Origin of the sequence: Nonomuraea sp. NPDC048901, assembly GCF_040649695.1 — a bacterium.
Taxonomy (GTDB): Bacteria; Actinomycetota; Actinomycetes; order Streptosporangiales; family Streptosporangiaceae; genus Nonomuraea.
On record NZ_JBEZFW010000004.1, the window covers coordinates 392,546 to 419,529 of the forward strand.

32 protein-coding genes are annotated in these 26,984 nt (G+C 68.6%); 20 read left to right on the forward strand and 12 right to left on the reverse strand.

All coding sequences use genetic code 11. From position 1 onward, the window contains the following. The first annotated feature begins 6 nt into the window (after window positions 1–6). Entirely contained in the window at window positions 7–150 is a 144-nt protein-coding gene (locus tag AB0C30_RS15610) for a hypothetical protein (protein ID WP_357943741.1), read from the forward strand. A gap of 33 nt (window positions 151–183) precedes the next feature. Here the strand turns inward: AB0C30_RS15610 and AB0C30_RS15615 are convergent, their stop codons facing one another. Beyond that, window positions 184–1,782, reverse strand: coding sequence for an FAD-dependent oxidoreductase (locus AB0C30_RS15615; protein ID WP_357943743.1), 1,599 nt, complete (start codon window positions 1,780–1,782; stop codon window positions 184–186). 140 nt (window positions 1,783–1,922) lie between these two features. On the opposite strand from AB0C30_RS15615, the gene AB0C30_RS15620 reads away from it, so the two are divergent. The 3 genes from AB0C30_RS15620 (at window position 1,923) to AB0C30_RS15630 (ending at window position 4,030) form a co-directional block, all read left to right on the forward strand. Further along, complete coding sequence (locus tag AB0C30_RS15620; RefSeq protein ID WP_357943745.1) at window positions 1,923–2,579, forward strand: TetR/AcrR family transcriptional regulator; 657 nt, start codon at window positions 1,923–1,925, stop codon at window positions 2,577–2,579. Between the two features lie 44 nt (window positions 2,580–2,623). After that, window positions 2,624–3,127, forward strand: a complete 504-nt coding sequence (locus tag AB0C30_RS15625; protein ID WP_357943747.1) for an NUDIX domain-containing protein — start codon at window positions 2,624–2,626, stop codon at window positions 3,125–3,127. A gap of 384 nt (window positions 3,128–3,511) precedes the next feature. After that, window positions 3,512–4,030 (forward strand): GNAT family N-acetyltransferase, encoded by a 519-nt coding sequence (locus tag AB0C30_RS15630; protein ID WP_357943749.1) that lies wholly within the window; start codon window positions 3,512–3,514, stop codon window positions 4,028–4,030. Window positions 4,031–4,133: 103 nt separating this feature from the next. Here AB0C30_RS15630 and AB0C30_RS15635 read toward each other — a convergent pair whose 3' ends face one another. Further along, window positions 4,134–5,342, reverse strand: a complete 1,209-nt coding sequence (locus AB0C30_RS15635) for a helix-turn-helix transcriptional regulator (protein WP_357943751.1) — start codon at window positions 5,340–5,342, stop codon at window positions 4,134–4,136. Window positions 5,343–5,417: 75 nt separating this feature from the next. Between AB0C30_RS15635 and AB0C30_RS15640 the strand changes: the two genes are divergently transcribed. Genes AB0C30_RS15640 through AB0C30_RS15650 form a run of 3 tightly spaced genes read left to right on the forward strand, consistent with a single transcriptional unit; the run spans window position 5,418 to window position 7,212 of the window. Then, window positions 5,418–5,975, forward strand: coding sequence for a YceI family protein (locus tag AB0C30_RS15640; protein ID WP_357943753.1), 558 nt, complete (start codon window positions 5,418–5,420; stop codon window positions 5,973–5,975). A gap of 42 nt (window positions 5,976–6,017) precedes the next feature. Next, the gene (locus tag AB0C30_RS15645; RefSeq protein ID WP_357943756.1) at window positions 6,018–6,620 is read left to right on the forward strand and encodes a dihydrofolate reductase family protein; all 603 of its coding nucleotides are present in this window, start codon (window positions 6,018–6,020) and stop codon (window positions 6,618–6,620) included. 25 nt (window positions 6,621–6,645) lie between these two features. Then, the gene (locus AB0C30_RS15650) at window positions 6,646–7,212 is read left to right on the forward strand and encodes a dihydrofolate reductase family protein (protein WP_357943758.1); all 567 of its coding nucleotides are present in this window, start codon (window positions 6,646–6,648) and stop codon (window positions 7,210–7,212) included. A 152-nt stretch (window positions 7,213–7,364) separates the two neighbouring features. On the opposite strand, the gene AB0C30_RS15655 is transcribed toward AB0C30_RS15650, so the two are convergent. From AB0C30_RS15655 to AB0C30_RS15665, 3 genes are all read right to left on the reverse strand, one after another. Beyond that, on the reverse strand, window positions 7,365–8,282 hold the full coding sequence (locus AB0C30_RS15655) for a phosphotransferase (protein WP_357943760.1): 918 nt from the start codon (window positions 8,280–8,282) through the stop codon (window positions 7,365–7,367). 141 nt (window positions 8,283–8,423) lie between these two features. Then, window positions 8,424–8,612: a hypothetical protein gene (locus tag AB0C30_RS15660; RefSeq protein ID WP_357943762.1), complete on the reverse strand. Its 189-nt coding sequence runs from the start codon at window positions 8,610–8,612 to the stop codon at window positions 8,424–8,426. Window positions 8,613–8,834: 222 nt separating this feature from the next. Continuing rightward, entirely contained in the window at window positions 8,835–9,989 is a 1,155-nt protein-coding gene (locus tag AB0C30_RS15665; protein WP_357943764.1) for a cytochrome P450, read from the reverse strand. Window positions 9,990–10,185: 196 nt separating this feature from the next. On the opposite strand from AB0C30_RS15665, the gene AB0C30_RS15670 reads away from it, so the two are divergent. From AB0C30_RS15670 to AB0C30_RS15680, 3 genes are all read left to right on the forward strand, one after another. Continuing rightward, a complete protein-coding gene (locus AB0C30_RS15670) occupies window positions 10,186–10,686 on the forward strand; it encodes a MarR family transcriptional regulator (protein WP_357943766.1) in 501 nt (166 codons plus the stop codon). A gap of 104 nt (window positions 10,687–10,790) precedes the next feature. Further along, complete coding sequence (locus AB0C30_RS15675; RefSeq protein WP_357943768.1) at window positions 10,791–11,702, forward strand: aminoglycoside phosphotransferase family protein; 912 nt, start codon at window positions 10,791–10,793, stop codon at window positions 11,700–11,702. A 42-nt stretch (window positions 11,703–11,744) separates the two neighbouring features. After that, window positions 11,745–12,617 (forward strand): phosphotransferase, encoded by an 873-nt coding sequence (locus AB0C30_RS15680; RefSeq protein ID WP_357943770.1) that lies wholly within the window; start codon window positions 11,745–11,747, stop codon window positions 12,615–12,617. 17 nt (window positions 12,618–12,634) lie between these two features. Here the strand turns inward: AB0C30_RS15680 and AB0C30_RS15685 are convergent, their stop codons facing one another. Further along, a complete protein-coding gene (locus tag AB0C30_RS15685; protein ID WP_357943772.1) occupies window positions 12,635–13,807 on the reverse strand; it encodes an NAD(P)/FAD-dependent oxidoreductase in 1,173 nt (390 codons plus the stop codon). Between the two features lie 109 nt (window positions 13,808–13,916). On the opposite strand from AB0C30_RS15685, the gene AB0C30_RS15690 reads away from it, so the two are divergent. Then, window positions 13,917–14,501, forward strand: a complete 585-nt coding sequence (locus AB0C30_RS15690; RefSeq protein ID WP_357943774.1) for a helix-turn-helix domain-containing protein — start codon at window positions 13,917–13,919, stop codon at window positions 14,499–14,501. Between the two features lie 22 nt (window positions 14,502–14,523). Here the strand turns inward: AB0C30_RS15690 and AB0C30_RS15695 are convergent, their stop codons facing one another. The 3 genes from AB0C30_RS15695 to AB0C30_RS15705 all read right to left on the reverse strand — a co-directional run bounded on the left by AB0C30_RS15695 (window position 14,524) and on the right by AB0C30_RS15705 (window position 16,533). Next, window positions 14,524–15,462 carry a hypothetical protein gene (locus tag AB0C30_RS15695; RefSeq protein ID WP_357943776.1) on the reverse strand — a complete coding sequence of 313 codons (939 nt, stop codon included), beginning with the start codon at window positions 15,460–15,462 and terminating at the stop codon, window positions 14,524–14,526. A 45-nt stretch (window positions 15,463–15,507) separates the two neighbouring features. After that, on the reverse strand, window positions 15,508–16,071 hold the full coding sequence (locus AB0C30_RS15700) for a hypothetical protein (RefSeq protein ID WP_357943778.1): 564 nt from the start codon (window positions 16,069–16,071) through the stop codon (window positions 15,508–15,510). Between the two features lie 111 nt (window positions 16,072–16,182). Continuing rightward, on the reverse strand, window positions 16,183–16,533 hold the full coding sequence (locus AB0C30_RS15705; RefSeq protein WP_357943780.1) for a hypothetical protein: 351 nt from the start codon (window positions 16,531–16,533) through the stop codon (window positions 16,183–16,185). A 252-nt stretch (window positions 16,534–16,785) separates the two neighbouring features. Between AB0C30_RS15705 and AB0C30_RS15710 the strand changes: the two genes are divergently transcribed. The 7 genes from AB0C30_RS15710 to AB0C30_RS15740 all read left to right on the forward strand — a co-directional run bounded on the left by AB0C30_RS15710 (window position 16,786) and on the right by AB0C30_RS15740 (window position 22,935). Further along, a complete protein-coding gene (locus AB0C30_RS15710) occupies window positions 16,786–17,685 on the forward strand; it encodes an alpha/beta hydrolase (RefSeq protein WP_357943782.1) in 900 nt (299 codons plus the stop codon). Next, window positions 17,682–18,341, forward strand: a complete 660-nt coding sequence (locus tag AB0C30_RS15715) for a TetR/AcrR family transcriptional regulator (protein ID WP_357943784.1) — start codon at window positions 17,682–17,684, stop codon at window positions 18,339–18,341. Before AB0C30_RS15710 ends, AB0C30_RS15715 begins: the two co-directional genes overlap by 4 nt. Before the next feature lie 22 nt (window positions 18,342–18,363). Further along, window positions 18,364–18,735, forward strand: coding sequence for a hypothetical protein (locus AB0C30_RS15720; protein ID WP_357943786.1), 372 nt, complete (start codon window positions 18,364–18,366; stop codon window positions 18,733–18,735). A 33-nt stretch (window positions 18,736–18,768) separates the two neighbouring features. Continuing rightward, window positions 18,769–19,566 carry a metalloregulator ArsR/SmtB family transcription factor gene (locus AB0C30_RS15725; protein ID WP_357943788.1) on the forward strand — a complete coding sequence of 266 codons (798 nt, stop codon included), beginning with the start codon at window positions 18,769–18,771 and terminating at the stop codon, window positions 19,564–19,566. A gap of 157 nt (window positions 19,567–19,723) precedes the next feature. Continuing rightward, a complete protein-coding gene (locus tag AB0C30_RS15730; RefSeq protein WP_357943790.1) occupies window positions 19,724–20,893 on the forward strand; it encodes an MFS transporter in 1,170 nt (389 codons plus the stop codon). Between the two features lie 81 nt (window positions 20,894–20,974). Next, entirely contained in the window at window positions 20,975–22,135 is a 1,161-nt protein-coding gene (locus AB0C30_RS15735) for an NAD(P)/FAD-dependent oxidoreductase (protein WP_357943792.1), read from the forward strand. Between the two features lie 59 nt (window positions 22,136–22,194). Then, complete coding sequence (locus AB0C30_RS15740) at window positions 22,195–22,935, forward strand: hypothetical protein (protein ID WP_357943794.1); 741 nt, start codon at window positions 22,195–22,197, stop codon at window positions 22,933–22,935. An 18-nt stretch (window positions 22,936–22,953) separates the two neighbouring features. Here the strand turns inward: AB0C30_RS15740 and AB0C30_RS15745 are convergent, their stop codons facing one another. Then, window positions 22,954–23,703 carry a polysaccharide deacetylase family protein gene (locus AB0C30_RS15745; protein WP_357943796.1) on the reverse strand — a complete coding sequence of 250 codons (750 nt, stop codon included), beginning with the start codon at window positions 23,701–23,703 and terminating at the stop codon, window positions 22,954–22,956. A gap of 101 nt (window positions 23,704–23,804) precedes the next feature. Between AB0C30_RS15745 and AB0C30_RS15750 the strand changes: the two genes are divergently transcribed. After that, complete coding sequence (locus AB0C30_RS15750; protein ID WP_357943798.1) at window positions 23,805–24,446, forward strand: helix-turn-helix transcriptional regulator; 642 nt, start codon at window positions 23,805–23,807, stop codon at window positions 24,444–24,446. Between the two features lie 59 nt (window positions 24,447–24,505). Here AB0C30_RS15750 and AB0C30_RS15755 read toward each other — a convergent pair whose 3' ends face one another. After that, a complete protein-coding gene (locus tag AB0C30_RS15755; protein WP_357943800.1) occupies window positions 24,506–25,960 on the reverse strand; it encodes an MFS transporter in 1,455 nt (484 codons plus the stop codon). A 91-nt stretch (window positions 25,961–26,051) separates the two neighbouring features. Here AB0C30_RS15755 and AB0C30_RS15760 point away from each other — a divergent pair, with 91 nt between their 5' ends. Beyond that, a complete protein-coding gene (locus tag AB0C30_RS15760) occupies window positions 26,052–26,492 on the forward strand; it encodes a MarR family winged helix-turn-helix transcriptional regulator (protein ID WP_357943802.1) in 441 nt (146 codons plus the stop codon). An 18-nt stretch (window positions 26,493–26,510) separates the two neighbouring features. Here the strand turns inward: AB0C30_RS15760 and AB0C30_RS15765 are convergent, their stop codons facing one another. Continuing rightward, window positions 26,511–26,984, reverse strand: coding sequence for an NUDIX domain-containing protein (locus AB0C30_RS15765; protein ID WP_357943804.1), 474 nt, complete (start codon window positions 26,982–26,984; stop codon window positions 26,511–26,513).

A 26,984-nucleotide genomic window follows, 5' to 3' on the forward strand; every position in this document is an offset into this window, starting at 1 on the left:
TTCCTGATGGCCGGCGCCGACCACCCGACGATGGGTGGTCCACCTTCCCTGTTCATCATGTTCGGCGGCGAGTGGACCGAACGCACCCTGGTCGGCGCCATTCGTGAACATTCCAGCAAGAGTGTTCTTGAAAATGCGGCATCACGCTGAGTCGCTTGACCACTTGAGCTCCCGGGATGTCTTTCAGATGCGGGCGGGTTCCATGGGGCCGAACCACCGCTGCAAGGCCGCCCGGAGCGTTTCCATCTCCGCGGAATCTGGTTGGGGTGATTCGGATGCCCAGGCCACGTAGCAGTCCGGTCGAAGGAGCAGGGCGGTGGGCGCGTGGGGCTGGGGGCGTGCGGTGACGATGTCGACCTGGTCGTGTCGTAGGGCAGGTGCCTGCGCCAGCGATGCTCCTTCGGTCAGGTCGAGCAGCAGAGGGCGTGCGGTTCTGGCCAGCTCGGCCAGCCGGACCGGCCCGGTCGGGGTGTACAGTTCCAGGTCCGGGACGAAGTGGCCAACCAGCGGGTGCGGCTTGGGTCCGCCCATGTCTTCGCCTATGTCTTCGCCCACGTCTTCGCTCATGTCGTAGCGGACGTCGGCGCCCGCGGTGAGTTCGGCCAGGCGCCGTACGGTGTTCGGGTCGCGGAGCAGCTCGCTGAACACTTCGCGCAGTCCGGTGACGTCACTGCCGGGGGCGATCAGCGCCGACTGCGCCTGGGCGTTCAACACCATGCGGTGCGCGGCCGATCGCCGCTCTGTCTCGTACGTGTTCAGCAGTCCGGGCGGGGCGCTTCCTCGGATCTCGGCGGCGAGTTTCCAGCCGAGATTGATCGCGTCCTGCAGTCCGAGGTTGAGCCCGGGGCCGCCCCCGGTGGCGGCGTACACGTGGGCGGCGTCACCGATCAGGAACACCCGGCCGTGGGCGAACCGTTCGGCGACCCGGGTGTTGCCGCCGGTCAGCCGGCGCAAGGCGTGCGGCCCTTCGCCGTTGGGCGGTCCGAGTGGTACGTCGACGCCGAGCACGCGACGGATGCTCGCCCGCAACTCCTCCAGGCTCATCGGGGCGTCAGTCGCGGGCTGGTCCCACTCGGTAGTGGTGACCAGCGGTGGATGGCCGGGCATCGGCGCGTACGAGAACCCGCCCTGCTCGGTGCGGTGGGGCAGGAACGGCATGACGGCGCCGTAGCCGGGCACGTTCAGCGCGCCGTTGGCGGGGTCGACCCAGTCCGCGGGGACGGTCGCGTGCGCCGAGCGGACGGTCATCCGGTCGTGGGTGACGCCAGGGAATCCGATGCCGGAGAGCTTGCGCGTGGCGCTGTGGGCGCCGTCGGCGCCGATCAGGTATCGGGCCTGTAGGTGGTACTCCCCGTCCGGGCTCGTGATGTCGACGGTGACGGCGTCGTCGCCCTGTGACAGGCCCACGACCTCGTGTCCCCGCCGGATTTCCACCCCCAGCTCGATCGCTCGATCCTCCAGGACCTGCACTATGCGTCGCTGCGGCACTGGCAGGGCGTAGACGGGGCTGTCCGCCAGCAGGCTCAGGTCAAGGCCCATCGCGCCGAACATGAAGTACGCGGAGTTCGGCCGTGGCGGTTCGGGGCTGCCGCTGAGACGTTCGTGCAACCCGCGGTGGTCGAGCATCTTGACGACCTGGCCCAGCAATCCGTTCGCTTTCGGCTCCTGGCTGGGCTCAGGTAGCCGCTCCAGCACGAGCGGCCGGACTCCTGCGAGGCGTAGTTCGCAGGCCAGCATCAGCCCGTTCGGGCCGCCGCCGGCGATGACGACATCTGTGATCATGTTGCTCCTTCGCTCGAATGGGACTCGCATGGGACTCGCATGGGACTTGCATGCGACTCGCATAGGGATGGGACGCGAGGCTAGGCAAAAAAGTGCGTGCACGCAAATTTGCGCGTACGCAATCAAGCTGGAATGCTGAGATGGTGACGACAAGACGAACCGGGTTGCGCGAGCAGAAGAAGCAGGCCACCCGGGAGGCGTTGAGCGCGGCGGCATTGCGGCTGGCCCTTGAGCGTGGACCGGACCACGTGCGCGTCGACGACATCGCCGAGGCCGTCGGCGTCTCAGTCCGGACCTACAACAACTACTTCTCCAGCCGCGAACAGGCGATCGTCGCCGCCATCAACAGCGAACGGGAAGCGTGGGTCGCGGCGGCAGTGGCTGACCAGCCCGACGACGTCGGCCTCGCCGCCGCGATCATCGAGGCGATCGTGGATCAGTACACGGATCCGGGCGTACCCAGCCGCGAGGCGCTGCTGATGATCACCACCCGTCCCGCGCTGCGCGAGGCATTCTTCGATACCACCAGCGCGCTCGAACATCCCCTCACCGACGCGATCACCAGACGCCTCGGCGATATCGACCCGCACACCGCCCGCGTGCTCGCGGCCAGCGTGGCCGCCGCGGTCCGCGTCGCGATCGAACAGTGGCTGCACGCCACTGCCGCGTCCGTCACGGCCGGCGGACTCGTCGTACCGTCCGGCTCGCTAGCGGACCTGCTGCGCAGCACGCTCGCACCACTCACGCCCGCACTCGACGCCGCGGAGCAACGGGCACGCCGCCCAGCTGCTTCCTAGTTATGGGAGCGTTGCCGGGTGGCTACGCCGGATGGGAGCGAGTGATGCGGACCCGACGAGGTGCCCGGATTGTGCTGCTGGACCAGGACGATCGGATTCTGATGATCCGGCACAGGTACGACGGCGTCATCGTCGTCCCTGGGTCTCCGGTCCAGGAGTTTTTCTGGGTGCCCCCAGGCGGAGGATTGACGGAGGACGAAGACTTCCTTCAGGCCGCTAGCAGGGAGCTGCTGGAGGAGACGGGACTGACGGAGGTCGAGTGGGGGCCGTGCCTGTGGACTCTGGATGCGGACGTCCGGTGGGGCGGCGAACCCGTACACATGCACGAGCGGTACTTTCTGGCGCGGGCGCGTGGTGCGCAGACCATCACCCGCGCCTACCTGGAGCCGGAGGAACAGCAGGGCATCATTGACCACCGATGGTGGTCCTTGGCCGAGCTTGTCGCGACCACAGAGACTCTGCGGCCTGTGGGACTCTCTGAGCTGTTGGCAGACGTGCTGGCCGTAGGGGGACGTCCGTCAAGCGAGCCGCGTGCCCTGCGTACGTAAGGGTCCTGTCCCCTCACTTCCGTGCTTCAGCGGCTCAGTCAGGGAGCTCGGGCCTACAGCGCCTGGTGGAACGTCAACAGCCACAATCGGCTGAGCTTCGCAGCCGGAGGCGAGCTCATCTTGGCGATCGGCCCGGCTCCCGCGTCTCGCGGTCATCGATCAGACCACAGGAGCAAGGCTGACCAGCGAGTGGCTGGAACGGGCACATCCGTACGTAACGGCCCGCATGCCCGGGCGGGATCCCGTCTGATCTGTTCGCGTTTCCTGCCCTGCCGCAGCGAAGGCTGAGCATTGTCAGGCAGAGGTCTTTCTTCTCGTCTGTCGTTCCGGCCGGGGCAATTCAGCCTGTCGACGGCGATGGCCGGGGAGTGCTATGACCTTTTGATGCGCATTCGACCAGCTGAACTCGCTGACAGCGAGGCGATCGCTGTTGCCCACGTGCGATCCTGGCAAGCGGCCTACCAGGGCTTGGTCCCCCAGCAATATCTTGACGGGATGACTTCCTCCCAACGGCAACCCATCTGGGAGCGTCTGCTGGCCGAAACGTCGTGGCCCTGGAAAGGAATCCTGGTAGCCGAATTCGACGGCTCCGTTGCGGGCTTCACCGGGTTTGGCCCCACACGAGATCGGGATGAGAATTCCGCGACCGTCGCAGAGATCACCACGATCTATCTGGCACCCGAGTTCTGGGGTGCCGGCGTCGGCAGGCAACTCATGACGACGGCGCTGGAAACCATGGCTCAGGCCGGTTATGAGAAGGCCACCTTGTGGGTGCTGGAGGCCAACGTACGCGCTCGGCGCTTCTATGAAAGCAACGGCTGGCACAGTGACGGTTCCGTCAAACAGGACGAGACACGCGGCTTCCTGCTCACTGAAATTCGGTACCGCCGTGTAGTCAACTGACCGTGCGGGGTGCGTACGGTGACTCCGTGCCGACTATGTCGTTGATCGTTAGCCACGATGCTTTCCTACCGCACAAATCACGCTGTCCGCGGAACGATCAAACCTACGTCAGGGTTCTTCGATCGGATGCGGTCGGCGAGGCGACTCCCGACGTCAAGGAGGAGGCATAGTGATCGAGGAACAGCCGGGCGATCAGGTCGCCGCGTGAACCGGTGCCCGACTTCGCGAAGATTGACTTCAGGTGGTCCTGCACGGTGTACGACGACACATTCAGCCGGCCGGCGATCTGCTTGGTGGACAAGCCCTTGGCCACCAGTTCGGTGACCCGGCGCTCGCTGTCGGTGAAGCCGTAGGCATCGACCATCAGGGGTGCCATCTCGGCGGGGCGAGCGACTTCCAGCATCACCGCGACCTGCGGTTCCGGACCGTCGTTCAGCAGCGAGCCTCGGACGATCAGCCACTGACCGGCCCGGGTGCGCGCTCGGGCCCTGGCCGGCCGGAGATCGGTCGGCGCAGGTGCCGTACTTGTCGCCGGGCCGCAGAGGGAACGGGCCTGGCGAGCGACAGCGGAGATCACCAGCGGCAGCCGGGCGCCCGCTCTGTCACCGGTGCCCAGTTCGTCCAGCCAACGATCCGCTGCCTTGTTGGACATGCGTACGCCGTCATCGGCGTCGAGGATCAGCAGACCGACGTCGTCGTCACCGGCCTGTGCGTCACCGAGTAACAGGCCGCGCCGTAGTCCATCGGTGATCAGGGGGGCGATCGACGATACGAACTCCACCTCGGCCAAGGAGAAGTACGGGCGCTTCGCCTCCCGGAACACGGTCAGCTGCCCCCATGTCCCGGTGCTGCCGGCGAGCACCACCCGCAACTCATCGGAGAATCCCCCCGGGCGACGGATCTCCCGCTGGCGCAGGCTACGGTCGAGATCACCGGCGGTGGCTTCGCTCAGGCTGCCGGCTGGGCGGCCGGCATGGGCGAGCTGTACCCACGTGTTGAAGTCCGGCTCACGCACCTCGATCTCCACGAGCCGGAGCAGTTCTGCCGCAGGCAGGCCGTTTTCCACGAACTCGGCGGTCGGGAGCATGGTCGCCGGGTCGGTCGTCATCAGGCAGGTGCCTTCGGCGGGCACGGCCCGGGTCAAGGCGTCGCCGACGGCCCGCGCGAAGTCCGGCACGGGCAACCCTCGGTGAACCAGCCTGACGATTTCGTCGCGGACGCGCGCATGCGCCGCCGATGCGTTGACCACGATCGGAAGCTTATGGCGATCGACGGCGTCATCCCAGAAATCTGGGATACAACCCGGCTCCACGATCTCGCATGCTGGTCGCACAGATCAGTATCCGCCCGGGCAGGCCGGGCCACGCAGAGGGAGCACCCGTACGCCATGATCACCGTCGATACCACCCTCGCCGCCGGCACCTGGGTCGGCGATCCCGTTCATTCCGACATCTCGTTCAAGGTCCGCCACATGGGCGTCGGCAAGGTCAGGGGAACGTTCGCGCTCGCCTCGGCAGCGCTGAGCGTCGGCGAGGGCGGCGGCCGGGTGACCGCCCTCATCGACCCCGCCTCGGTGCACACCGGCAACGAACAGCGCGACCAGCACATCCGGTCGGCCGACTTCCTGGACGTGGAGAAGTACCCGCAGATCGAGTTCACCTCGACCGAGGTCCGCGGCTTCGACGGCGAGACCTTCATTCTGGTGGGCGAGTTGACCCTGCATGGTGTCACCAGGACCGTCGAGATGGAGGCCGAGTTCCTCGGCGTCGTCGACGACCCGTCCGGCGCGGTGCGGACCGGGTTCTCGGCGACCACCACCATCAGCCGCGCCGCGTTCGGCGTCGACATCCAGCTCGGCTTCGGCGCCGGCAACGTCGTGGTCGCCGACACCATTGAGATCGCCATCGAGATCGAGTTCACGACCACCGAATCGGACCCGCGATGACTCTCCTGGCATTCCGTTGGACGTACTGAAAGGACCGGAAACGTGAGTAAGACCGTGCTGTACATGTCGATGTCGGTGGACGGGTTCATCGCCGGGCCGAACGTGGCGCCGGGCAACGGGCTCGGTGACAAAGGGCATCGGCTGCATGAGTGGTTTCTGCCGGATGCCGACGCCGGTCACAGGAAAGACCTCGACCACCTGGCGGGCGCGAACCGTGAGGTCACGGACGAGGTCATGGCCACCGGGGCGGTCGTCGTCGGCCGGCGGACGTTCGAGCTCGCCGACGGCTGGGGCGGCGACCACCACGATGGCGTGCCGATCTTCGTACTGAGCCGCCGTCAGCCCGATCCCGAGCCGCAATGGCCCGGGGTCACCTATGTGAGCGACGTAACGGCCGCGATGAACATGGCCAAGGAGGCGGCCGGCGACAAGGACGTACTGGTCCACGGAGCCCGCACCGCTCGGCTGGCACTTGCCGCAGGCGTCCTCGACGAGCTGCAGATTCACCTGGTCCCGGTCCTGATCGGACAGGGTGAACCGCTGTTCGGGGACATGCCGCCCGACCACATCGAGCTCGAACTGCTCCGCGCCGCGGACGGGCCGGGCGTGACGCACCTGCGCTACCGCGTAAGAACGGCGGGCTGAGGCGATGGCGCTCATCCGGCTGTACATGACCATGTCCCTGGACGGTTACGTCACCGGGCCGCGGGACAGCCCGGACACCCCGCTGGGAATCGGCGGGTTCCGGCTTTTCAACTGGCTCGACCGGCGCAACGCCCCCGGGCCCAGCCGGCAGGTGTACGCCGAGGCGCTGGCCAGCCGCGCCCTCATCGCCGGCCGCCGCACCTACGAACACGCCGACCGCTGGCAGGGCGACCATCACGACGGCGTCCCCATCTTCGTCCTGACCCACAATGTCCCGGACGAGCCGCCGCCGGGCAGCGTCCGCTACGTCACCGACGTAAACGAGTGCGCCGCACAGGCCCGCGCGGCGGCCGGGGACGGCGACGTGATGGTGCACGGTGCCGGGGCGGCGCAGGCGCTGCTGCGGGCAGGCCAGCTCGACGAGCTGGAACTACACGTCGTACCGGTCCTGCTCGGGCAGGGACGCCGGCTGTTCGACGACCTGCCGGCCGAGCACATCGAACTCGACCCGGTCCGCCGGTTGACCACGCCGCAGGCCGAGGAACCCACACAGCACGTCATGCACCTGCGCTACCGCATCCGCCGCCCGTGACCCGCGAAGTCTCTCCCCATCGGAGCGCGGCCGCCGACCGACAACCGCTGTCCGTTGTCAGCTACGGAACCACTGTCAGGACTCGGAGGTCCACCTGCGTGTTCGTCGGGCAAGCCAGTGCACCGTCCAGGAGGCTCTCGTGACGTGCGGCGTCAGCGTGTGAGCTCGTTGCGTAGATCGGCGAGCGCGATTCGGTCGTCCTCGCTGCCGGTGTGCGGTGCCTGGAACCAGCGTGCGTACTCTCTGATCTCGGTCAGCCGCCACTCCAGTTCGAACAGCTCGATCATCTCGGGCTCGCCGCCGAGGGCTCGTCGGTCGTGTTCGGGCAGGTCGAGAAGGTCCCGCTCGTGCGGGGCGAGCGCGAACGACTCCCAGTCCACCAGCACGAGCCCGGAATCGGTGAGCATCTGGTTGGCGTGGTGCGGCTCGCCGTGGGTCGGCACCCAGCGGTCAAAGGCGGCCAGCGCCTTCTCGGCGAGCTCGGCGTACCGTGACGCCCAGCCGGCGATCGATTCGGCGGACTCGACGATCAGACGACGAGCGTCCTCTCCGAACGGGCCCGCATTCCACAATCCTGTGGCGGCATGAGGCAGTTGGTCGGAGAAGTCCGGTGTGATCCGCGGTTCCCAGTGCGGCAGCGAAACCGGCGCGGGAGCGCTGTGCAGCTCGGCGAGCAGCCGTCTCGTCTTGGCGGTATGGTCGGGCCGTGCGGCCTCTGCCTCGTCGGGCGTGCGCCCCGTCGCCCAGGAAGTGACGCTGAGAATCCCCTCGGCCAGGGGGATCGTGAAGCTCCCGTTCGTGGATCGGACCGGTGCGAGCACCCCGAGAAAGCCTGTCGCCGCGAGCTCGGACGCCGCCGCGTATGCTCCCTCGAACGAGTCGGGGGTTCGATGCCCGCCCGGTACGTCGAGCGTCGCGAAGAGCACGGGCACGCCATCCTGGTCGATCCGCCAGTGGTGCGCCCCGAATCCCACCGGCAGATAGGCGGCGCGCCCCGCAACCGGAAGCCAGCCATCCCGCACCGCCGAAAGCACATCATGATCGGTCGGCGACAGAGGCGGAGTGAACATGTCTTGATCGTCCCACCTGGTCGCCGCGCCGACCGCCAGGGCACTTGCCGGCACAACGGTTCGGCGTCCAGAGAACAGACTGACAGCCCCCCAGATACAGGGGAGACGAGCGAGTTGGTCTCGCCCGTCTCCCCGGAGACGTCACGGCAGCAGTGCGGTGGCCTTGACCTTGTGCAGGTGGATCAGGATGTCGAAGGACTGGCCGAGGGCGGCCTTGGTGGCCTGGTCGAAGGCGAAGTCGGTGAAGGTCTGCGACAAGGCGCGGTCGTGCAGGCCACCCTGGGGCGAGGTGGAGGCGAGGGGTTTGGCCGCAGCGTTGAGCCCGGCCACGACGGCGCCCCGGGCCGTCGGCGGTCGCGGCGGGGCCGATGGCGGTGGTGAGCGCGAGGCCGAGGACGAGCGCGCCGCCTCAGGTCTTGGTGTGCATATGGTGTCCCGTCGCATGAGTGCGTGTTGTTGACGGGTGTAAGCCTCGGCGGGAGCGCTGACAGTACAGCGACAGTCTGCTGACGATGCCCGAGGGACACCGGCACAAAAATACGGCTGTCTATTTCACCGCAGATTCACCGGGAGAGCGGTCAGCCGGCTCCCCTGTATGCCGCCGAAGTCGACCTGCTGGAGCTCGGAGATCGGCACTGCGAGGTGTGCGTCGGGGAAGTCGGCCCGTACGACCGCTACGACCGCGCTCAGCTCGAGTTGAGCCAATTGCGCACCAGTGCAGTAGTGGGGACCGGCGCCGAAGGTGAGGTCCGGCCCGATCGACCGGCCGGGATGGGTGTTGATGCCCTGGATGTCGATGAGCACGGGGGCGTGGGCAGGGAGCCGTACCCCGGCGAGATCGATGGCGGCGGAGGTGAACCGCCAGAGGCTGAAGGGTGCGGGCGCGTGCAGGCGCAGCGTCTCCTTGACGAACTCCTCGACCGTGTTCTCCTGCGCTGAAGAGCCGTCGGAGTCGAAGACGTGGGCGAGCAGGAACCCCAGCGATGGGTCGGTGGTCAGCTGCCCGGCGTAGATCAGTGTGAAGATCAGGTAGTGCAGTTGTTCCTCGGTGAGCTCGTCGGGGACCCGTTCGCGTAGCTCGGTGGCCAGGCCGGGCCGGCCGTCGCTGAGCGCGGCGGCGGCCAGCTGTCCGAAGGCGGCCATCGCCGCCTCCACCTCCTGGGGATCGGCGCTGTGCATGCCCCGGCAGGCCGTGATGGCCTGGTCGATCCGGTCGAGTGGTACGCCGATCACGTCGCAGACCACGGTGAGGGGGAACCGAGTGGTGAAGTCGGCCATCAGGTCGACCGTTTCACCTGTCGCGGCGAGCACGGTGAGCTGATCGCGGGCGAACCCCGTGATCCGTTCGGCATAGTCCTGCATCCGCCGGGCGGTGAAGAGCGGGGCGTGCGCTCGGCGCAGCCGCGTGTGCGCCGGGCCGTCGAAGGTGGTCAGCGACGGCTGCGCGGCGGCAGTCGGTTCCAGACCTGCGATACGCGGGTCCCAGTGCGCCGGTGCGTAGGCGGGGTCTTTCACGATGTGAGGGTGTACGAGGGCCTCACGGGCGAGGGCGTCGTCGGTGATGATCCATACCGGGCCGCCGGCTGGGGCATCGGCCTGGACGATGGGACCGGTGGCGCGCAGGGCGGCGCGGACGGGATGGGGTTCGCCGATCCCGCGAACGGTGACGGCGAACGGGTCGACGGTGGCACGGGGCGCGTCGGTCATCGAGTCTCCATGGGGTGGTCCGAATCGGATGGTGAGGCAGACGTCCTGGCCGATCGCTGGCGGAACGACGACGGCCGTGCGCCTGAACGGAGTCGATCTATGAGGCGATGAGATAGAATGACTGCGTAGCACAGTAACTGCGCCACGCAGTGAATCTACCACAGACTTCGCTGCGCGACGCAGTGAAATGGAAGGGATGGGTGTCGCGATGGCGGAGCCGGCGGCGGGCAGGGAAGCGCTACTTGCCGAGGTCACCACGGACGTGGTGCCCAGCTGGGCGATCTTGGTCGTCCAGCTCAACAGCCTTGTCGCCGAGCGGCTGGGCGTCACCGACACCGACGTGCAATGCCTGTTCGTGCTGGGCCGGCACGGTCCGACAACACCCGGCGTCCTGGCCAAGCACGTGAACCTCACCACCGGATCGGCCTCGCGCATGATCGACCGGCTCGTCGCCGCAGGCTGCGTCCGACGGGTGGCCGACCCCCACGACCGCAGGCGAGTGCTCATCGAACCCACCCAGGAAGGCCTCGACCGGGTCAGCGCCGCCTACTCGGGACTGATCGCCCGTACGCGAGACGACCTCGGCGACTTCGACGACGCGGAGCTCAACACCATCGTTCGCTTCATGAAAACGGCCGAGCGCAGCACCGCCGCCGAGATCCACCGACTCCAAGCCACGCTCCAGGGCCGAACATGATCGTGCTTGGCTAGGGTGGAGGTATGTTTTGACGCTTGCCCGGAAGTCGGGCACCCCCATGGCCTCCTTCGTATCCCGAACAACCTACGAAGGAGACACCTGACATGAGCACGTTCATCCCTGACGCGTTCGCCGCGTCGTACGGCGACAACAGCCCGACCGCCCGTGCCTGGATCGCCGAGCTGCCCCGGCTGGCCGCGGACTTCCTCGACCGCTGGACGCTGCGGCCGGACGGCCCCGCGGCACACGGCATGGCCTCGCTCGTGCTGCCGGTGATCCAGGCAGATGGCGCTCCCGCGGTGCTGAAATTCCAGCAAGCAAGCGAGGACAACGCCGGCGCCGCCCTCGGCCTGCGGGTATGGAACGGCAACGGCATCGTGCACCTGCTCGACCACGACCCCGACACCGGCACCATGTTGCTGGAGCGGCTGGACGCGGCCCGGCCGCTGTCATCGGTGGTTGACGACGATGTCGCCATGCAGATCCTCGCCGAGCTGATGGCGCGCCTGGTCGCGGTGCCCGCCCCACCCGGTCTGCGGCATCTGTCCGACATCGCCGCCGCCATGCTGGATCAGGTTCCACGCGCTGTACTGGCATTGCGCGACCCGGCCGAGCAGCAGCTGGTACGCACCTGCGCGTCCGCCGTGGCCGAATTGATCGGCGAACCTGGCGACCGCCTGCTGCATTGGGACCTGCACTACGACAACATCCTCGCCGGGCAACGGGAACCATGGCTGGCCATCGACCCCGAACCGCTGGCCGGCGACCCCGGGTTCGACCTGTGGCCGGCGCTGGACAGTCGATGGGAGGAGGCGGTGGTGGCGACCGGCGACGTGACCCGTACGGTCCTGCGCCGTTTCGACCTCCTTACCGAGGTGCTCGGCCTGGACCGGCAGCGGGCGACCGGGTGGACACTTGGCCGCATCCTGCAGAACGCCTTGTGGGACATCGAGGACGGCAAGCCCACGCTGGAACCGGCCCAGGTCGTCCTTGGCACGATTCTGCTACGCCGGTGATGTCGCGCCACGCGCCTGCCCGCAAGCCGAACGGAAGTACGGATGATCTACGCAAAGACGCCCCTTACCCTTGAGATCCGCGAAGCCGCGGCCCTGACCTGGGGTGTCACGGGGGACGGCGAGCGGTTGCACGGCGGGGAGGACTCCGCCGCCTACCGCCTCGACGGGCACGTCATCCGCGTCGGCCCGGTGTGGCGCGCCGCCGCCGAGTCGGAGTGGTGTCACGCGATCGCCCGGCACGCCGCCGGCGGCCTCCCCGAGGCGGTCGCCCCGCTGCCGACCGCCGAAGGGGCGACGGTCATCGTCGTGGGCGGCCGCCCGATCTCCTGCTGGCCGTATGTCGAGGGTGCCTGGCCGGACTCCGACATCCCGGCCCAACGCGCAGCCGGTGCCCGTCTGCTGGCCAGGCTGCACAGATCCCTGGCCGGCTTCCGCCCCGGTCCCCGCCCGGTGCCCGCCTTCCAGGAGTCCGGCCTGTACGGCGATCCGCCCCAGGACGCCGCCGAGCTGGCCGACCCCGACCTGGACCGCTGGCTGGCCGCCTTCCACGCCGAGCACCCCGTGCGCCACCCCCTGCACGGCGACTACTACACCGGCAACACCCTGGCCAGGGACGGCCGGATAGTGGCGGTTCTCGATTGGGACGAGACCTTCGTCGGCGCCCCTGAGCTGGAGCTGGCCGCCGCCGCCCTGGAATGGGGCGACGACCTGGCCGGGCCGAGTGAGGAGTTCGTGGCCGCGTACCACGAGGCGGGCGGCACGGCAGCCCGCCTGGACGAGGAGTCGCTCGCTCAGCTCGTCAGGCACAAGCTCCGCAGGGAGTACGCCTACTTCCACAAGGGGGTGACGCATGACGAGGAGGACATCGAATACCACCGCGCCCGGGTAGAGCTGTTCCACCGGCTGCGCCCCTGACAGCCGTACCGGCGTCCCTATCGCTGGATGGTGGCCTGCGCCTGGCGGATGCGGTCGTTGAGGGTGCGTCGCACGCTGTCGACGTCGGTGGTGGAGTTCTCGGACAGAGTGTTCATCAGTTCCGCGCAGGCTTGGGCGGCGGCCTCCGACCGGGGCAGCATGATCTTCTCGTAGGCGGCAGCGGCCTGGTCGAGGTCGGGGTGGGTGGCGATGGCGGTGGCCAGGTCGCTGCCGTCGATCAGGGCGAGGTTGGCGCCGATGCCGAAGGGCGGCATGAGGTGGGCCGCGTCGCCGAGCAGGGTGATGCCGGGGACGTGGTCCCAGGTGTGCCCGGCGGGCAGGACGTGCAGGGGCCGGCTGACGAACCCGCTGTCGTTGTCGCGGAACAGGTCGAGGAGCCGGGGGTGCCAGCCGCTGAACAAGGCGCGGAGGTGATCGCACACCGCCGCGGTGTCGTCGAGGTCGAGGCCGGCGGTGGCGTACCAGTTCGCCGGTGCGTCGAAGCCGGCGTACAGGCGGATGTGGGCGCCGCTGTTGCGCTGGGCCGAGATCATCTTCCCGTCGGCTCGCGCCGCCAGCGTGCCTGGCCCCACCCAGCGGGCCAGGTCGGGGTGGCGTACGTCGACATCATCCAGGTACGCCTCGACGATCGTGGCGCCCGTGTAGCGAGGCACAGCAGCCGAGACGGCGGGGCGGACCCGGGACCAGGCGCCGTCGGCGCCGATCACGAGGTCGAAGTCCGCGGTGGTGCCGTCGGTGAAGCACAGGCGAGCGCCGCCGCCGTCCAGCGGTACGACCCCGTCCACCGGGCGCCCCCAGCGCACAGTGCCGGGGACGAGGGAGTCCAGCAGCAGCCCCCGCAACTGGCCCCGGTCGATCTCCGGGGCGTAGCTCTCGTCGCGGCTGTCGGTGGGCCGCTCGTGGTGTACCAAGGCGGCGGTGAAGGGATCCAGCCCGCGCAACTCCTGCCCCTGCGCCCGAGCCAGCTCGGTGAACCGCTCGAACAGGCCGACCGCCCGTAGCGCGGCCTGACCGGTCGGCACATGCAGATCCAGCATGCCTCCCTGCCAGCGGGCATCGCGGGAGGCCTCCCGCTCGAACACGGCTGCCTGGATGCCGTACGTCTGCAGGCCGCGGGCGCAGGCGAGGCCGCCCACGCCGGCGCCCACGATCGCGATTTGGGGGTTCATGGCACATACCTCCGGGTAGCGGCTCCGAGGTGGCCAGAAAATCATAGTTACTCCGAATTCGCAACAGCTCCGATTTCGCACTCGATCCGAGTTGCCGTACGCTGAGCGAGTGAGCGAAGGAGTCGGGCGCCGCGAGCGCAGGAAGGCCCAGACCCGCAAGGCGCTGGCCGACGCGGCGCTGCGGCTGTTTCTGGAACGCGGTTACGACCAGGTGGGCGTCAAGGACGTGGCCGAGGCCGCCGACGTGGCGGTGTCCACGCTGTTCGCGTACTTCCCGAGCAAGGAGGCCCTGGTCTTCGACCTCGACGACGACCTCGAGGCCGAGGTCGTCGCCGCGGTGCGCGATCGTGACCCCGGCCAGTCCATCCCGTACGCCCTGCGCGAGCACATCCTCAGGCGAGCGATCGAAGTCGCGGCCTTCCCTCACACCGCGGCCCTCACCCGCATGGTGGAGAGCACCCCGGCCCTTCGCGACTACGCCCGCCACATGTGGCTACGCCACGAAGCCGCCCTCGCCCGCGCCCTCGCCGACGAGACCGGCGCCCCTCAGGACGACATCACCTGCGCCGCCTTCGCCAGGTTCGTCCTCGAAGCCGCCCACGTCATCCACGGCCACCCGGCCCCCGAACAGGCCGCCACCGCAATCTTCAACCTGCTCGAACACGGCTGGACCACCGCCCATCCCGGCACCTGAGCACCGGCGGCAGGATGCGGGGCTAATTGAAGGCGCCAGGCACCTGGTAGGGCACCTTGCCCTCGAGCTGCTCCTGGTCGAGCACCTCGCCTCTCAGCGGCAGCAGAACGGTGACCTCCCGTCCCCAACCGGAGTAGCGGGTGTCCGACTCGACACGGAGCAGGGAACCCTTCCAGTGGTGCAGGACGCCCCTGGCCGTAACCCGCTCCACCAGTCCGGCCGCACTCAGCCGGAGGGTGTAGGAGATGGTGCTGACGGGCTTGCTGATGGAGTAGCCACGGAAGCGAGAGGCGAAGGAACGGGATACCTTAACCAGCTTGTCGGCCTTGATCGTGCCCTTCACCAACCCGTCCCGCCAGGACGTGCGGTGGGCCAGCAGTGCCTTGAGCGTGGCGGGCTCCAAGACCTCCAGCGGCGGGTTGCTGGCAGGCTGATCGGTGGCGGAGTAGCGCACCCAGTTCGTGCCCTGTGGCAGCGCGTCGGCGAACTGGGGGCCTGAGACGTAGTCGTCGTAGCCTGACGAGATCACCCTTAGGGGCGTCTCTTCCAGGGCGGCGTCCTCCGCCATGCCGAGTTTCTTCAGGCCGCTCATCATCGTCTTGCTGAACCGCAAACGCTGGGACGTATCAGCGGCGGTCTCGCCTTGCGGTCCGAACCCGACCGTGCCGTCCACATCCACGGTGTAGTAGAAGCCGCGACCCTGATCAACCTTTACGGTGGACACGATGTTGACGCCCTTACCGCGAGTCAATGCGGCTTGGAGCGCTTTTACCGGGTCGACCCTGGGCGCTGCTTGCGCGGGGGTGGCGACGAGCTGTGCCAGTCCCGCGATCAGGATTGCACCCACGACGGTCCGCTTCATCACGATCCCCTGGAAATTGGTCGGAGGGACGATCAATCTCGTGCATACGAGATCAACTGTCAAACCGAACCGCGATCGTGAGATGGCCTCGATGGGCATGCCGGAATCGGAGAGCTGTGCCGCCTGTGGCTTGTGGGGCCGCCGTTAACAATTGAGAGTGGCGGTGGTCTGGGGTCGGCCCGAGTCGGGATCCAAGGCCACAGGGAACGTCCGCCCGTCGGCCACCCGGATCTCAACCGAACTCGGCCCCGTCCACTTGACCGAGTCGAAGGTGTCGTCGGGGACGTCGTCGTTGAAGCAGCCGAGATCCCACTCCCTGCTGAGCAGCCCGCCGTCATTGCGGACGCTGAGCGACATCACCATGTCCGGCCCGAGACCCGCCATCGACCGCTGGAGCCGGATCCTGTACGGGGGCGGTCCGTCGACGAAGCCGACCTCCTCGGCAGAGGAGAACCCAATGGCGAGCAACCCCCCGAACAGCGCGACACTCGCGCCCAGTCCGGCAAGGAGGACGATCACGACGCGTAGCCACATCCACCGCAGCCCGACGGCGGCCAACGCCATCAGGAGGCAGGCCAGCACGCCGAGTGCGAACGGATGGTTCAGATGTTCCCGTAAGAGCACGAAGTCAGAGTCGTGGAAGTACACCAGAGCTGCGAGACCGCCCACGCAGAGCGAGGCGGCCAGCAGCGCGAGTGAGCGAGACATGTAAATCCCATCGGTGGGGGCCACCGAGATCATGACAGCACCGCGGTGCCGTAACCGCAATTGCGCGGAATCTCCATAAAACCCGCATATCGCGGCCGGGTGAGGTTCTTCTCAGGTCCCGAAATCACGAACCCGAAGCGGGCTGGTTCCGTAGTCCGGACCGCTGAGGCTCTCGTGAGCCCTTGCCCACGCTTGGTCGAAAGCGTCGAGGGTCAGCGGCTCGGGGTTGTGACCTTCCCACTCATGGACGGGTTGCTCGGCTATTCGGTCGTAGACAGCTCCGTATCGTGCGACTTCTCCGCTCTCGAAAGCCGTCTGCCATTCGGCCAGGGAGGCGGCGGCGAAAGGTTGTTCGTCGGGGCCGCGGAATTCGATCTGCCGGGTCACCCAGCCTTCGTCGTCGGCCTCGATGTAGAACCAGGTGTCCTCGTCGGCCCAGTGGCTGCGGAACCAGTGCGTCATCGTGGCATTCCTCCTGGGGCGAGTGGGAGGGCTTGGAGCTTCCCGATGTCGGGTGGGTGGGGCGAAGTCGCTCGTTCTCGAGGCCGAGCATGCTGACGGCTCGGGAAGCACGGCTTTCATTTCCGGGATCATCGAACGCCAAACCCGTCGCAGCGATCTTTGGATTCGCCTATTTCGCCAGGTCATCCCCTCTCCTGAACATCCCACTCATTGCCGTTCTTGAGACGGCGGGGCTCCATCTACACTGTAGACATGAACTACAGTGTAGATGTGGTGGAAGCGTCCGGAGCGCGGTTGCATGTCGAGCGGACCGGCGACGGACCCCCGCTCCTACTGATCTCCGGAGGCGGCGGCGACGCCGGTATGTACGCGGACGTGATCCCGCTCCTGGCCCGGAGCTTCACCGTGATCGCCTACGACCGGCGCGGCAACTCGCGCAGCCCCTTCACCGATCCCGGTGGCTCGATCACGGTTGCCCGGCAGGCTGGCGACGCGGTCGCCGTCCTCGACCACTACGGCATGGAACGCGCCTATGTCTTCGGCAACAGCGGGGGCGCGATCATCGCCCTGGAGATGGTGATCGGACACTCGGACCGACTCCTGGGCGCGGTGGTGCACGAGCCGCCGCTGGTACAACTCCTCGCTCCCGACAGCCCCGAACGGCGCGAGATCGAACACATCGGCCGCCTTGCCCGAGACGGTCACCTGATGCGGGCTTACGCCGCTTTCGGCGCGATGACGCTACCGGACCCGCCGCGCGTGTTCCTGTCGCCATCCGGCCAAGCCACGATCGCCGCCGCCACTCACCTCATGCTCGCCGCCGACGGCCTGGTACGAAAGATCACCCGACGTACGCCGGACGTGATGACCCGCCAGCTCCGCAACGCGGAGCTGACCCTGCGCCGCGAACTGCCCGCGTTCTGCTTCGAGTACCAGCCGGACCTGACCGCGCTGGCCGCCACCACAGCGCCCTGGTGCCTGGCCACCGGCCGCGACAGTGTCGGCAAGCCGTACCACGCGCCCGCGCACCTGTTGTCTGAGCGCCTTGGCGTACCCTGCCAGGAGTTCCCCGGCGGCCACGTCCCGTTCATGCAGCACCCGCACGAGTTCACCCCGACGCTCACGAAGATCCTGGAGGGCTTCCAGCCATGACGGCCGACCCCAGCCCACCGGTCAGATTGCCAGAGCCGCCCACCCGGCCCACCCTCACCCGCGAATACCTCGCCGCCGCCGCGCTCGCCCTGATCGACGCCCATGGTCTGCGTAAATTCTCCATGCGCAAGCTCGGCACCGCCGTCGGCTTCGACCCGATGGCCGTCTACCGTCACTACGACGACCAGGAGGACCTCTTCGACGGCGTCGCCGAGACGCTGTTCACCGAGGTCAACGTCGACACTCTGCCCTGGGACGGCCCCTGGCGGGAACTGGCCCAGAACTACTGCCTGCGCCTGCGCGACACACTCCTGCGCCACCCCCAGGCTGTGCCACTGTTCGCCACCCGCCCGGTACGTTCACCAGCCTCCATCGACACCGGCGTGAAGATGCTCACCAAGCTCAGCGACGCCGGCATCCCTCCGGCGCAGGGCTTGCGCATCATCCGCTGCCTGCGAGAGTTCACCATCGGCCACACCCTCGCCATCGCCGTGACCAAGCTCGGCGCCGACCAGCGCAGTCGCAAACCCGAGCCCGGCAGCCCCGACTACAACCTGCTCGCCGAAGCCGCCGACGCCACCACCCTCGACGACCACTTCGAGACGGGGCTCACCGCGATCCTGAGTGGCTTCGAACAGTCCGCCCGCATGCGCTGAGGCGTCTCGTCAGCGGCATCGATTGCGGCCCGGGAACCTGCTCCTCGCCGCCGTCTTCCTCTTGGTGCCGGCGCTGCGCGTCTCGTACGCCATGGCGCTGCCGGCGGTCGCGGCCTGCGGCGTGTTCTCCTTCACTGTCACGACGCCGCAGCAGCACCTGATCATGGGGTACGCCCCGGCGGGCACGCAGCCGATGGTCGCCTCGCTGAATCAGTCAGCGCTGTATCTGGCGGTCTCGTTGTCCGGCGCGGCCGGCGGGATCGTGCTCGACGCCGCCGGCGCCGTGCTTCTCGCGCCGCTGGCGGCCGTGTTCGTCGTGGTCGCGGTCGGCCTCACCTGGTGGTACGGCCGAATGGACGCACGCGGGTGGGCTCCGGCAGTGAGGCGCCGTTGACATTATGCAGGCAAATACCTGCATAATGGAGACGTGAGCCTCGAAGCGAGAGCGATGGACTCGGTCTTCAAAGCGCTGGCCGACCCCACCCGACGACTCCTGCTCGACCGTCTGCGCGAGCACAACGGCCAGACGCTGAGCGAGCTGTGCGACCGCCTGAACATGGCGCGCCAGTCAGCGACACAGCATCTCGACATCCTCGAGCGGGCCAACCTCGTCACCGTCGTACGACGCGGACGGGAGCGGCTGCACTACCTCAACCCGACACCGATCCATGAGATCGAGGAGCGCTGGATCTCGGGGTTCGACAAGCCGCGCCTGCAAGCGATCAGTGCCATCAAGAACCAGGCAGAGGAGTACGCCATGACCGAAGTACCCACCTATGTCTATGTCACCTACATCCGCGCGAGCGCCGAGCAGGTGTGGCGAGCCCTGACGGACGCGGACCTGACGGCGCAATACTGGGGCCACGCCAACGTTTCGGACTGGCAGCCGGGCTCGACCTGGGAGCACCGGCGCGCCGACGGATCAGGCGTCATCGATGTCGTCGGCCGAGTGATCAAGGCCGAACCCCCGACGCGCCTGGTCATCACCTTCGACGACGCCCCTGACACCGAAGCGCCGGGAGAGCCGTCGGTCGTCACCTTTCTCGTCGAACCCCACCAGGAGATCGTCCGCCTCACCGTGACCCACGAGAATCTCCCCAACCAGGAGATGCTCACCGGCATCTCGGACGGCTGGCCGGCCGTGCTGGCGAACCTCAAGTCGCTGCTGGAGACCGGCGAGGTCCTTCCGCAGGCGCCATGGGACATGAACAGCGCGCACGCCTGAGAGGGTGCACTCAGGCCGAAGGCGCAAGGTGATCTTTCGATGCGCGGCAGCAGGGTCGTTGCGGCGTTGGTTAAGTCCGAAACATGCCAGTGCCCGCTACCTCATGACTGCTTGGGTGAGGTGTCCCAGTCCACGTGCACCTGCCTGAACGGGAACCATGTCAACCACCACCCTGGCCCCGCCACGCCCGCCTCTCATCAGCTGGCTCGCGGTCACCTCACTCATGCTGGGCATCTTCGCCATCGTCACCAGCGAAATCCTGCCCATCGGCCTGCTGACCGCCATCGGCGCCGACTTCGGCATCTCCGACGGCACCACAGGGCTGACCATGACCCTGCCCGGCGTCGTCGCCGCGGTCGCCGCACCCGTTGTCACGCTGACCACCGCGCGCCTGGACCGCCGGGTGATGCTGTGCGTCTTCATGGCGGTGCTCGCCGTGGCCGACGTGCTGGCCGCCGTGGCGACCTCCTACTGGGTGATGCTGATCTCCAGAGTGCTCGTCGGCCTCACCATCGGCGGCTTCTGGTCCATCGGGGCGGGGCTGGCCGGCCGTCTGGTGCCGCCGCACGCCGTCGGCTCCGCCACCGCGGTGATCTTCTCCGCCGTTCCGCTGGGCTCCGTGCTCGGCGTACCGGCCGGAACCTTCATCGGCGACCTCGCCGGCTGGCGAACCGCGTTCCTGGTCCTGGCCGCGCTGGCCATCCTGGTCCTGGTCGCCCTGGTGATGCTGCTGCCGCCGCTGCCCGCCCACCAGGTCACCAGCCCGCGCGTCCTGCTCGACCTGCTACGCGCCCGGGGCGCCGGAATCGCCCTGCTGGCCACCTTCCTTATTGTCTTGGCCCACTTCGGCACCTACACCTACGTCACGCCGCTCCTCCAGAACGTCACCGGCTTGTCTCCCGTGGCGGTCAGCGCCGTCCTGCTGGCGTACGGCATCGCCGGAATCGCCGGTAATTTCCTGGCCGGCAAGGCCACCGCCACACATCTGCGAGCCGCCTTCGTGACCTGCGGCTGCCTGATCGCGGCCACCACCCTGCTGCTGCCCTCGGTCGGCGGCACAACCGTGGGCGCCGTGGTGCTGCTCGTGGTCTGGGGACTGGCCTATGGAGGCGTGCCCGTCTGCTCGCAGGCCTCGTTCATCGCCGCCGCCCCGCACACGCCCGAAGCCGCCACGGTCGTCTTCACCTCCTCCTTCCAGGCGACGTTCGCCCTCGGCGCGTTCGTCGGCGGCCGCGTCGTCGACGCCTTCTCTGTCTCCACCGCGATGATCTGTGGCGGGCTGACCGCTCTCCTGATGGCGGTATTCCTATACTCCAAAACCCCCTGAGTGTGGCGGCCGCGTGGAGATACGGGGCAGGTAGCGTGCAAACGGGCGTATGGGTGAGGTCCCGCGCCTACCGTCGCAGGTATGCAGGCCGTCGATGTACTGGTCGTGGGTGCGGGTCTGGCCGGGCTGCGCACAGCCCGTTCGCTCGCCCGGCGGGAACTGAAGGTGCTGGTGGTCGACCGCCGCGGGTCGCTGTCAGCGGGCATCCGTACGACGGGGATCTTCGTACGGCGTACCCTCGACGACTTCGACCTGCCGGACCAGCTGCTCGGGCCCGGTATCCGGGACGTGCTGCTGTATCCGCCGTCGCGGCGAGCGCCGATCCGGCTCACCAGTGACCGCGACGAGTACCGCGTGGCCGACATGGCGGCCGTCTACGAGCACGCGCGCCGCGCCGCGGAGTCGGCCGGGGCGCGGGTCCTGCTGGGCGTACGGTATGTCGGCGCGTCGAGGGGTTTGGTGCGGTTCGCAGATGCGGACCCGGTGACGGCCCGGTTCATCGTCGGCGCGGACGGCGCCCGCTCCCGGGTGGCCCGTGATCTCGGCCTCGATGTCAACCGGCGCTCCCTGCTCGGTGCCGAGATCGTCCACCCGATCGCGCCTGGCACGGCCACCCCGGCGTTCCGCTGTGTGCTGGACCCCCGGGTCGCTCCGGGGTACCTGGGGTGGGTCATCGACGACGGCCGGCACGCGCATGTCGGCGTCGCGGGATATCCGGCCGCGATGCGCACGGGCATCCGCCACCTGCTGGACGCGTTCGCCGCGGACGCGCCCGGCCGTGCGGCGCCGACCGGTCCGGTCGAGCGTCGAGGCGGTCCGATCCCGGTCGGTGGTGTGCTGCGACGGCTGGCGTGCCCCGCCGGGCTGCTCGTCGGAGACGCGGCGGGCGCGGTGTCGCCGCTGACGGCGGGTGGATTGGACCCCTGTTTACGCATGTCCGAGTGGGCCGCGGCGGTCGCCGCCGGGTACCTGCGTACCGGCGATCAAAGCGTCTTGAGCCGGTACGACGGGGACGCGTTGCGGGCCCGGTTCCGAGGTCGCCTGTTGCTGCGCCGTGTGTTCGCCGGTATCCGGTCTCCCGCCGCGGCAGAGGCGGTGGTGACGCTGCTACGTAGTCGTGCCGGTCGGGCTTTGGCGGCGCGCGTACTGTTCGGAGACGGCTCGTTTCCCGATGTCAGCTCACGGCTCGCGGATCCGGCGATCGACCATCTGGGTGGCAGCCGAGAGCCCGGAGTCCGTTGATCGCCTCCTGCTCTCGGCCGTGCCCCGTTTGTGATCCGACTCCGGCATCATCACTGACCATGAAGAAGATGATCACTGCTCTGGCGGCCGGCGCCGCCCTATCGGCCGCCTTATCGGCGGTTGCCGCCCCCGCTCAGGCGGCCACCAAGGACCCCGTCAGCGCGCTGAAGGCCCAGCTCGTACCCGGGCACGGCGTGCGCTTCACCGAAACGGTCGCCTGGTCGAACGGCACGGAGGAGAGCGAGATCCAGGACCGCAAGGGCGTCTTCCAGTTCGACAAGAAGGGCGTCGCCGCGTTCGACATCAACATCCACTGGGACGACGACACCTACGGGCGGCAAAGGGCCGTCGGCGTCGGCGACATCACGTACCACACCGGCGGGGTCATGCCCATGGTGCTCCCGGAGGGCAAGACCTGGTACAAGGTCAAGAGTTACGGAGTGCCCGACTCCTACGGTCAGATTCTCAACCCGGCCGAGCCCAAGACCTTGGCCGCACTGATCAAGCACGGCAAGTCGACGAAGAACTCCATCACCGGCACGATCACCTTCAAGGACCTCAAGCAGGCCTCGGCCTGGTGGGCGGGCGCGAAGGCGCCCAGTTCGTTCGACAGCACGAAGGTCTCCTACACCCTCACGCTCACCTCGGGGGGCCTGGTGAGCAGGGTGCAGAGCAAGTTCACGGCTACGGAGGCCGGGCGACAGGCCATGATCGCCGTGGACAGCCGCTACAGCGGGTGGGGTGCGAAGGTGTCGGTCAAGGCGCCGGATCCCGCCAAGGTGACCACCGACTTCCGCTGACCCCACTCCCTCGCTAACTCAGCGTCCTGGGAACCCGGCGTAGTGCTCGGCGATCTCGTCGCTGGTCGTCAGCCATACGTCGGGGCGATTGGCGATGTACTCAAGCGCCTGATCGAGGTACTTCGCCCGGAACGCCTGGCCGATGACGAACAGGTGCAGCGCCAGCGCCATGACGCGCCTGCTCTCCGTGGATTCGGCACAGAGCTGGTCGACCTGGTCCTTGACCATCTGTACGAAGTCGGCGCCGCTCCTGCCGTGCATGGTGAAGATGCCCAGGTCGTTGAGTTCGAGTGAGTACGGCACGCTCAGCATTCCCGGGACGTTCAGCCGGTACGGCTGGTCGTCGTTGGTCCAGTCCAGCACGTAGCTCAGGCCGAGCTCGGCGAGCAGGGACGGCGTCTGGAACGTCTCGGTGAGCGCGGGACTCAGCCAGCCGCGTGGCCGCCGTCCCGTGGCCTTCTCGATGGTGTCGACGACCTCGGTCAGGTAGGCGCGCTCGTCGTCGACGTCGGCCTGGAGGGTGGAGTTGTTCTTGCCGTGGGCGAGCCACGCCCAGCCGTGGGCGTTGCCCGCCTCGACGATCTGGGGGTAGTGCTCGCACACGTCGGCGTTGAGCAGCACACTCGCCCGGATGGCGTGCCGGTCGAGTACCTCCATGACGCGCCAGATCGCCACCCGCGGTCCGTAGTCGCGCCAGCCGTAGTTGAGCGGATCCGGTACGAGAGTCGCGGTCGCCTCGTTGATGCTGGTGGAGGGGCGGTCGATCATGAAGTGCTCGACGTTCAGGCCCACGTAGAAGGCGAGGCCGTCGCTTCACCGCCATCGCCGACCCGGCCGACCGGCTCACGGTCACCCGTCACGATGGCGGGGTGACCGTCGCTTGGGAGGGTCCGTACCGCGACTACCCCGAATACGCGATGATCGCGGAGTTCGTGCCGTACATGCTGGCCGGCTCAGGGGCCGGTCGGCGGCTCACGCCGGTGTGGGTGGGGCTGCCGCGCCGCCCGCCGACCGCGCCCAAACGCCTGGCCGCGCTGTACGACACCAGGCGCGTCGAGTACGAGGCCGCCCACCCGTCGATCACGTTCGCCGAGGCCGACATCGACGCGCCCCTGCCACGCGCCGACCCCGCCCTCGCCGCGATCCTGGACAACCACGCGCAGCTGTCCACCGCGGCCGCCCGTCCGGTGCGGGGCTGGCTCGACCGTTTCCACGCCGCGCTCGAGTCCGCGGTCGCCGACGGCCCGCCGGGCCTTGACCAAGTGGCCCGGCGACTGGCCATGAGCCCCCGTACGCTCCAGCGCCGCCTGCGCGACGAGGGCAGCAGTTGGCGAGAGGAGCTGGAGAAGCTGCGCCAGCGACGGGTGGACCGCCTGCTGCGGGAAACCACGCTCAGCGTGGAGTCCATCGCCACGCGGGTCGGCTTCACCGACCCCCGGGCCCTGCGGCGAGCCATCCACCGCTGGTACGGCCACGGACCGGCCGCCATCCGCGCGAGTGGCCCAATGTGAGCGCCGGTCCGGCGCGGCGGCGGCTGACGGGTGGCCGGCGAGGAAGGCGGTCTTCGACCTCAAGCCCCAGGTAGCCCACGACGATCCCTTCTGCCGGTGATGAGGAAGACCGCCAGCGCGGCCAGGCAGAGGAAGGCGGCGGCCGACAGGCTCGCCACGGTGAACCCGTGCACGGTCGCCTCGGCGACGGCGGTGGGATGGGCCGCCAGGTAGCCGGCCGTGGCCGTACCGGCGATGGTGCTGAGCAGCGCGGTTCCAAGAGAGGCGCCCATCTGCTGGGCGGTCATGACGGCGGCGCCGGCGACGGAGGTGTCGGCGCCCGCGTTGAGGGTGGCGGTGCTGTTGGCGGTGATCAGCACCCAGCCGGTGCCCAGGCCGACCAGGAAGAGCACCGGCAGGACATGAAGCCAATAGCCGCTGTCCTGCCGCAGCAGGCCGAGCAGGCCCAGCGCGAGCGCCAGGGTCAGCAGCCCGGGGGTCAGCAGTGCGCGCAGCGGGGCACGGGGCACCAGCCGGCCGACCGTCCGCGCGCCGAGCATTAGGCCCGCAGTGAGGGGGAGGAAGGCCAGTCCGGCGCGTACGGGCGGGTAGCCGAGCACGTTCTGCAGGTAGAAGGTGAGGAAGAACAGCGCGGCGAACATCCCCACCGCCAGGCTGAGCACGGCCAGGTAGGAGCCGCCGCGGTGGCGGTCGAGGATCACGCGCAGCGGCAGCAGCGGATGGTTGACCCGGTGCTGGACCCACGCGAAGACGGCCAGCAGCAGAACTCCCGTGATCAGCGGGCCGAAGGTGAGGGCCGCGCCCCAGCCGTCGGTCTCGGCCCGCGAGAAGCCGTACACCAGCGCCATCAGGCCGCCGGTGGCCAGCAGGGCGCCCACCACGTCCACTCGGGGTCTGGATCCGGCCGGCGTGGAGCGGACCGCGTAGAGCACGCCCGTGCCGGCCGCCAGAGCGATGGGGATGTTCACGTACATGCACCAGCGCCAGTCCAGGTACTCGGTCAGAACCCCGCCCAGGAGTACGCCCAGGCCGGAAGAACTGCCCATCACCGTCCCGTACACGCCGAAGGCCCTGCCCCGCTCGGCGGGCAGCGGGAAGGAGACGGCCATGGTGCCGAGGACGGCAGGCGTCAGCAGGGCACCGAAGGCGCCTTGCAGGCCCCGGGCGGCCAGCAGCGTCGCCGGCCCGGTGGCCGCGCCGCCCAGGGCGGAGGCCAGGGCGAAGCCGGCCAGCCCGATCAGCAGGCTGCGGCGGCGGCCGAACAGGTCCGACAGCCGGCCGCCCAGGAGCAGCAGGCCGCCGTAGCACAGGGCGTAGACGGTGATCACCCACTGGCGGGTGGGGTCGGACATGGACAGTGATCGCTGCGCGGAGGGCAGCGCGATGTTCACGATCATCAGGTCGATCCCGACCATGAGCTGGGCCGTGGCGACCGTGGCCAGTGCCCACCAGCGGCGCGGGTCGGGAAGCGGGGGATCGGAGGGGTGCCGGGCGGAGCCGACTGTCGTGGTCATGGCATACCTCGAAACTAGTTGGCCAACCCAACGTTGGCCCGGCCAACGGTAGCACCATAATCGTGGGGCGAGCCAACGGTAGACTCGGTCCATGGAGTCGGCACCCGCCCGCCTGCGCGGCAAGCCCAGCTGGTTGATCAGTAAGACCTCGCTGCACGCGCAGCGACTCATCGGCGAGGTGCTGACGCCCGTCGACGCCCGTGGCTACCACTTCGCGATCCTGGCCGCCCTGGAGGAGTTCGGACCCGCCAGCCAGATCGCCCTCGGCCAGCGCTGCGGCATCGACCGCAGCGACACCCACGCCACCGTGAACGAGCTCGCGGACCAGGGGCTGGTCGAGCGCGCGCCCGACCAGGCCGACCGGCGCCGCAACATCATCACCCTGACCTCGGCCGGGCGGCGGCGGCTGGAGGAGCTCGACTCGATCCTGGCCGGGGTTCAGGAAGAGCTGCTGCGGCCGCTGTCAGAAGCCGAGCGCACGCAGCTGCTGGAGCTGCTGAGACGGGTATTCGATCACGTGGTCAGACGGTAGCCGGGAGACATGACCGCGTCAGCCGTCGACAAGTACCGGGTTGCGAGGCGGGCCGTCGGCGAGAAGGGTGGCCAGCAGGTGCGGTAGCCCGGCGGGTCGCAGGAGGTCGGTGGTCTCGGTCAGTTCTTGCGCCGTCCACCAGCGGTGGCCGGTGATGCTCGTCCTTTCGAAGTCCTCCATCCGGGTGGTGTCGATCTCGAAGACTGGGACGCGGGCCAGGTAGTAGCGCTGCCGTACCTCGTAGGTGACGCCGTCTCGATCGACGGTCCAGGGGCGTCCTCTCCACACCTCTGGGCCCAGGGTCGCGCCCGTCAGCCCGGTCTCCTCGTACAGCTCGCGCAGTGCCGCGTCTTGATAGGTCTCGCCGGGTTGGAGCCCGCCGCCGGGGGTGTACCAGCGAAGGGTGCCGTCGAGCCGGTTGCGGCTGGAGAACAGCAGGAGCCGATCGGCGGCGTCGATGAGCACGACTCGGGCACTGGGACGCGCGATCAA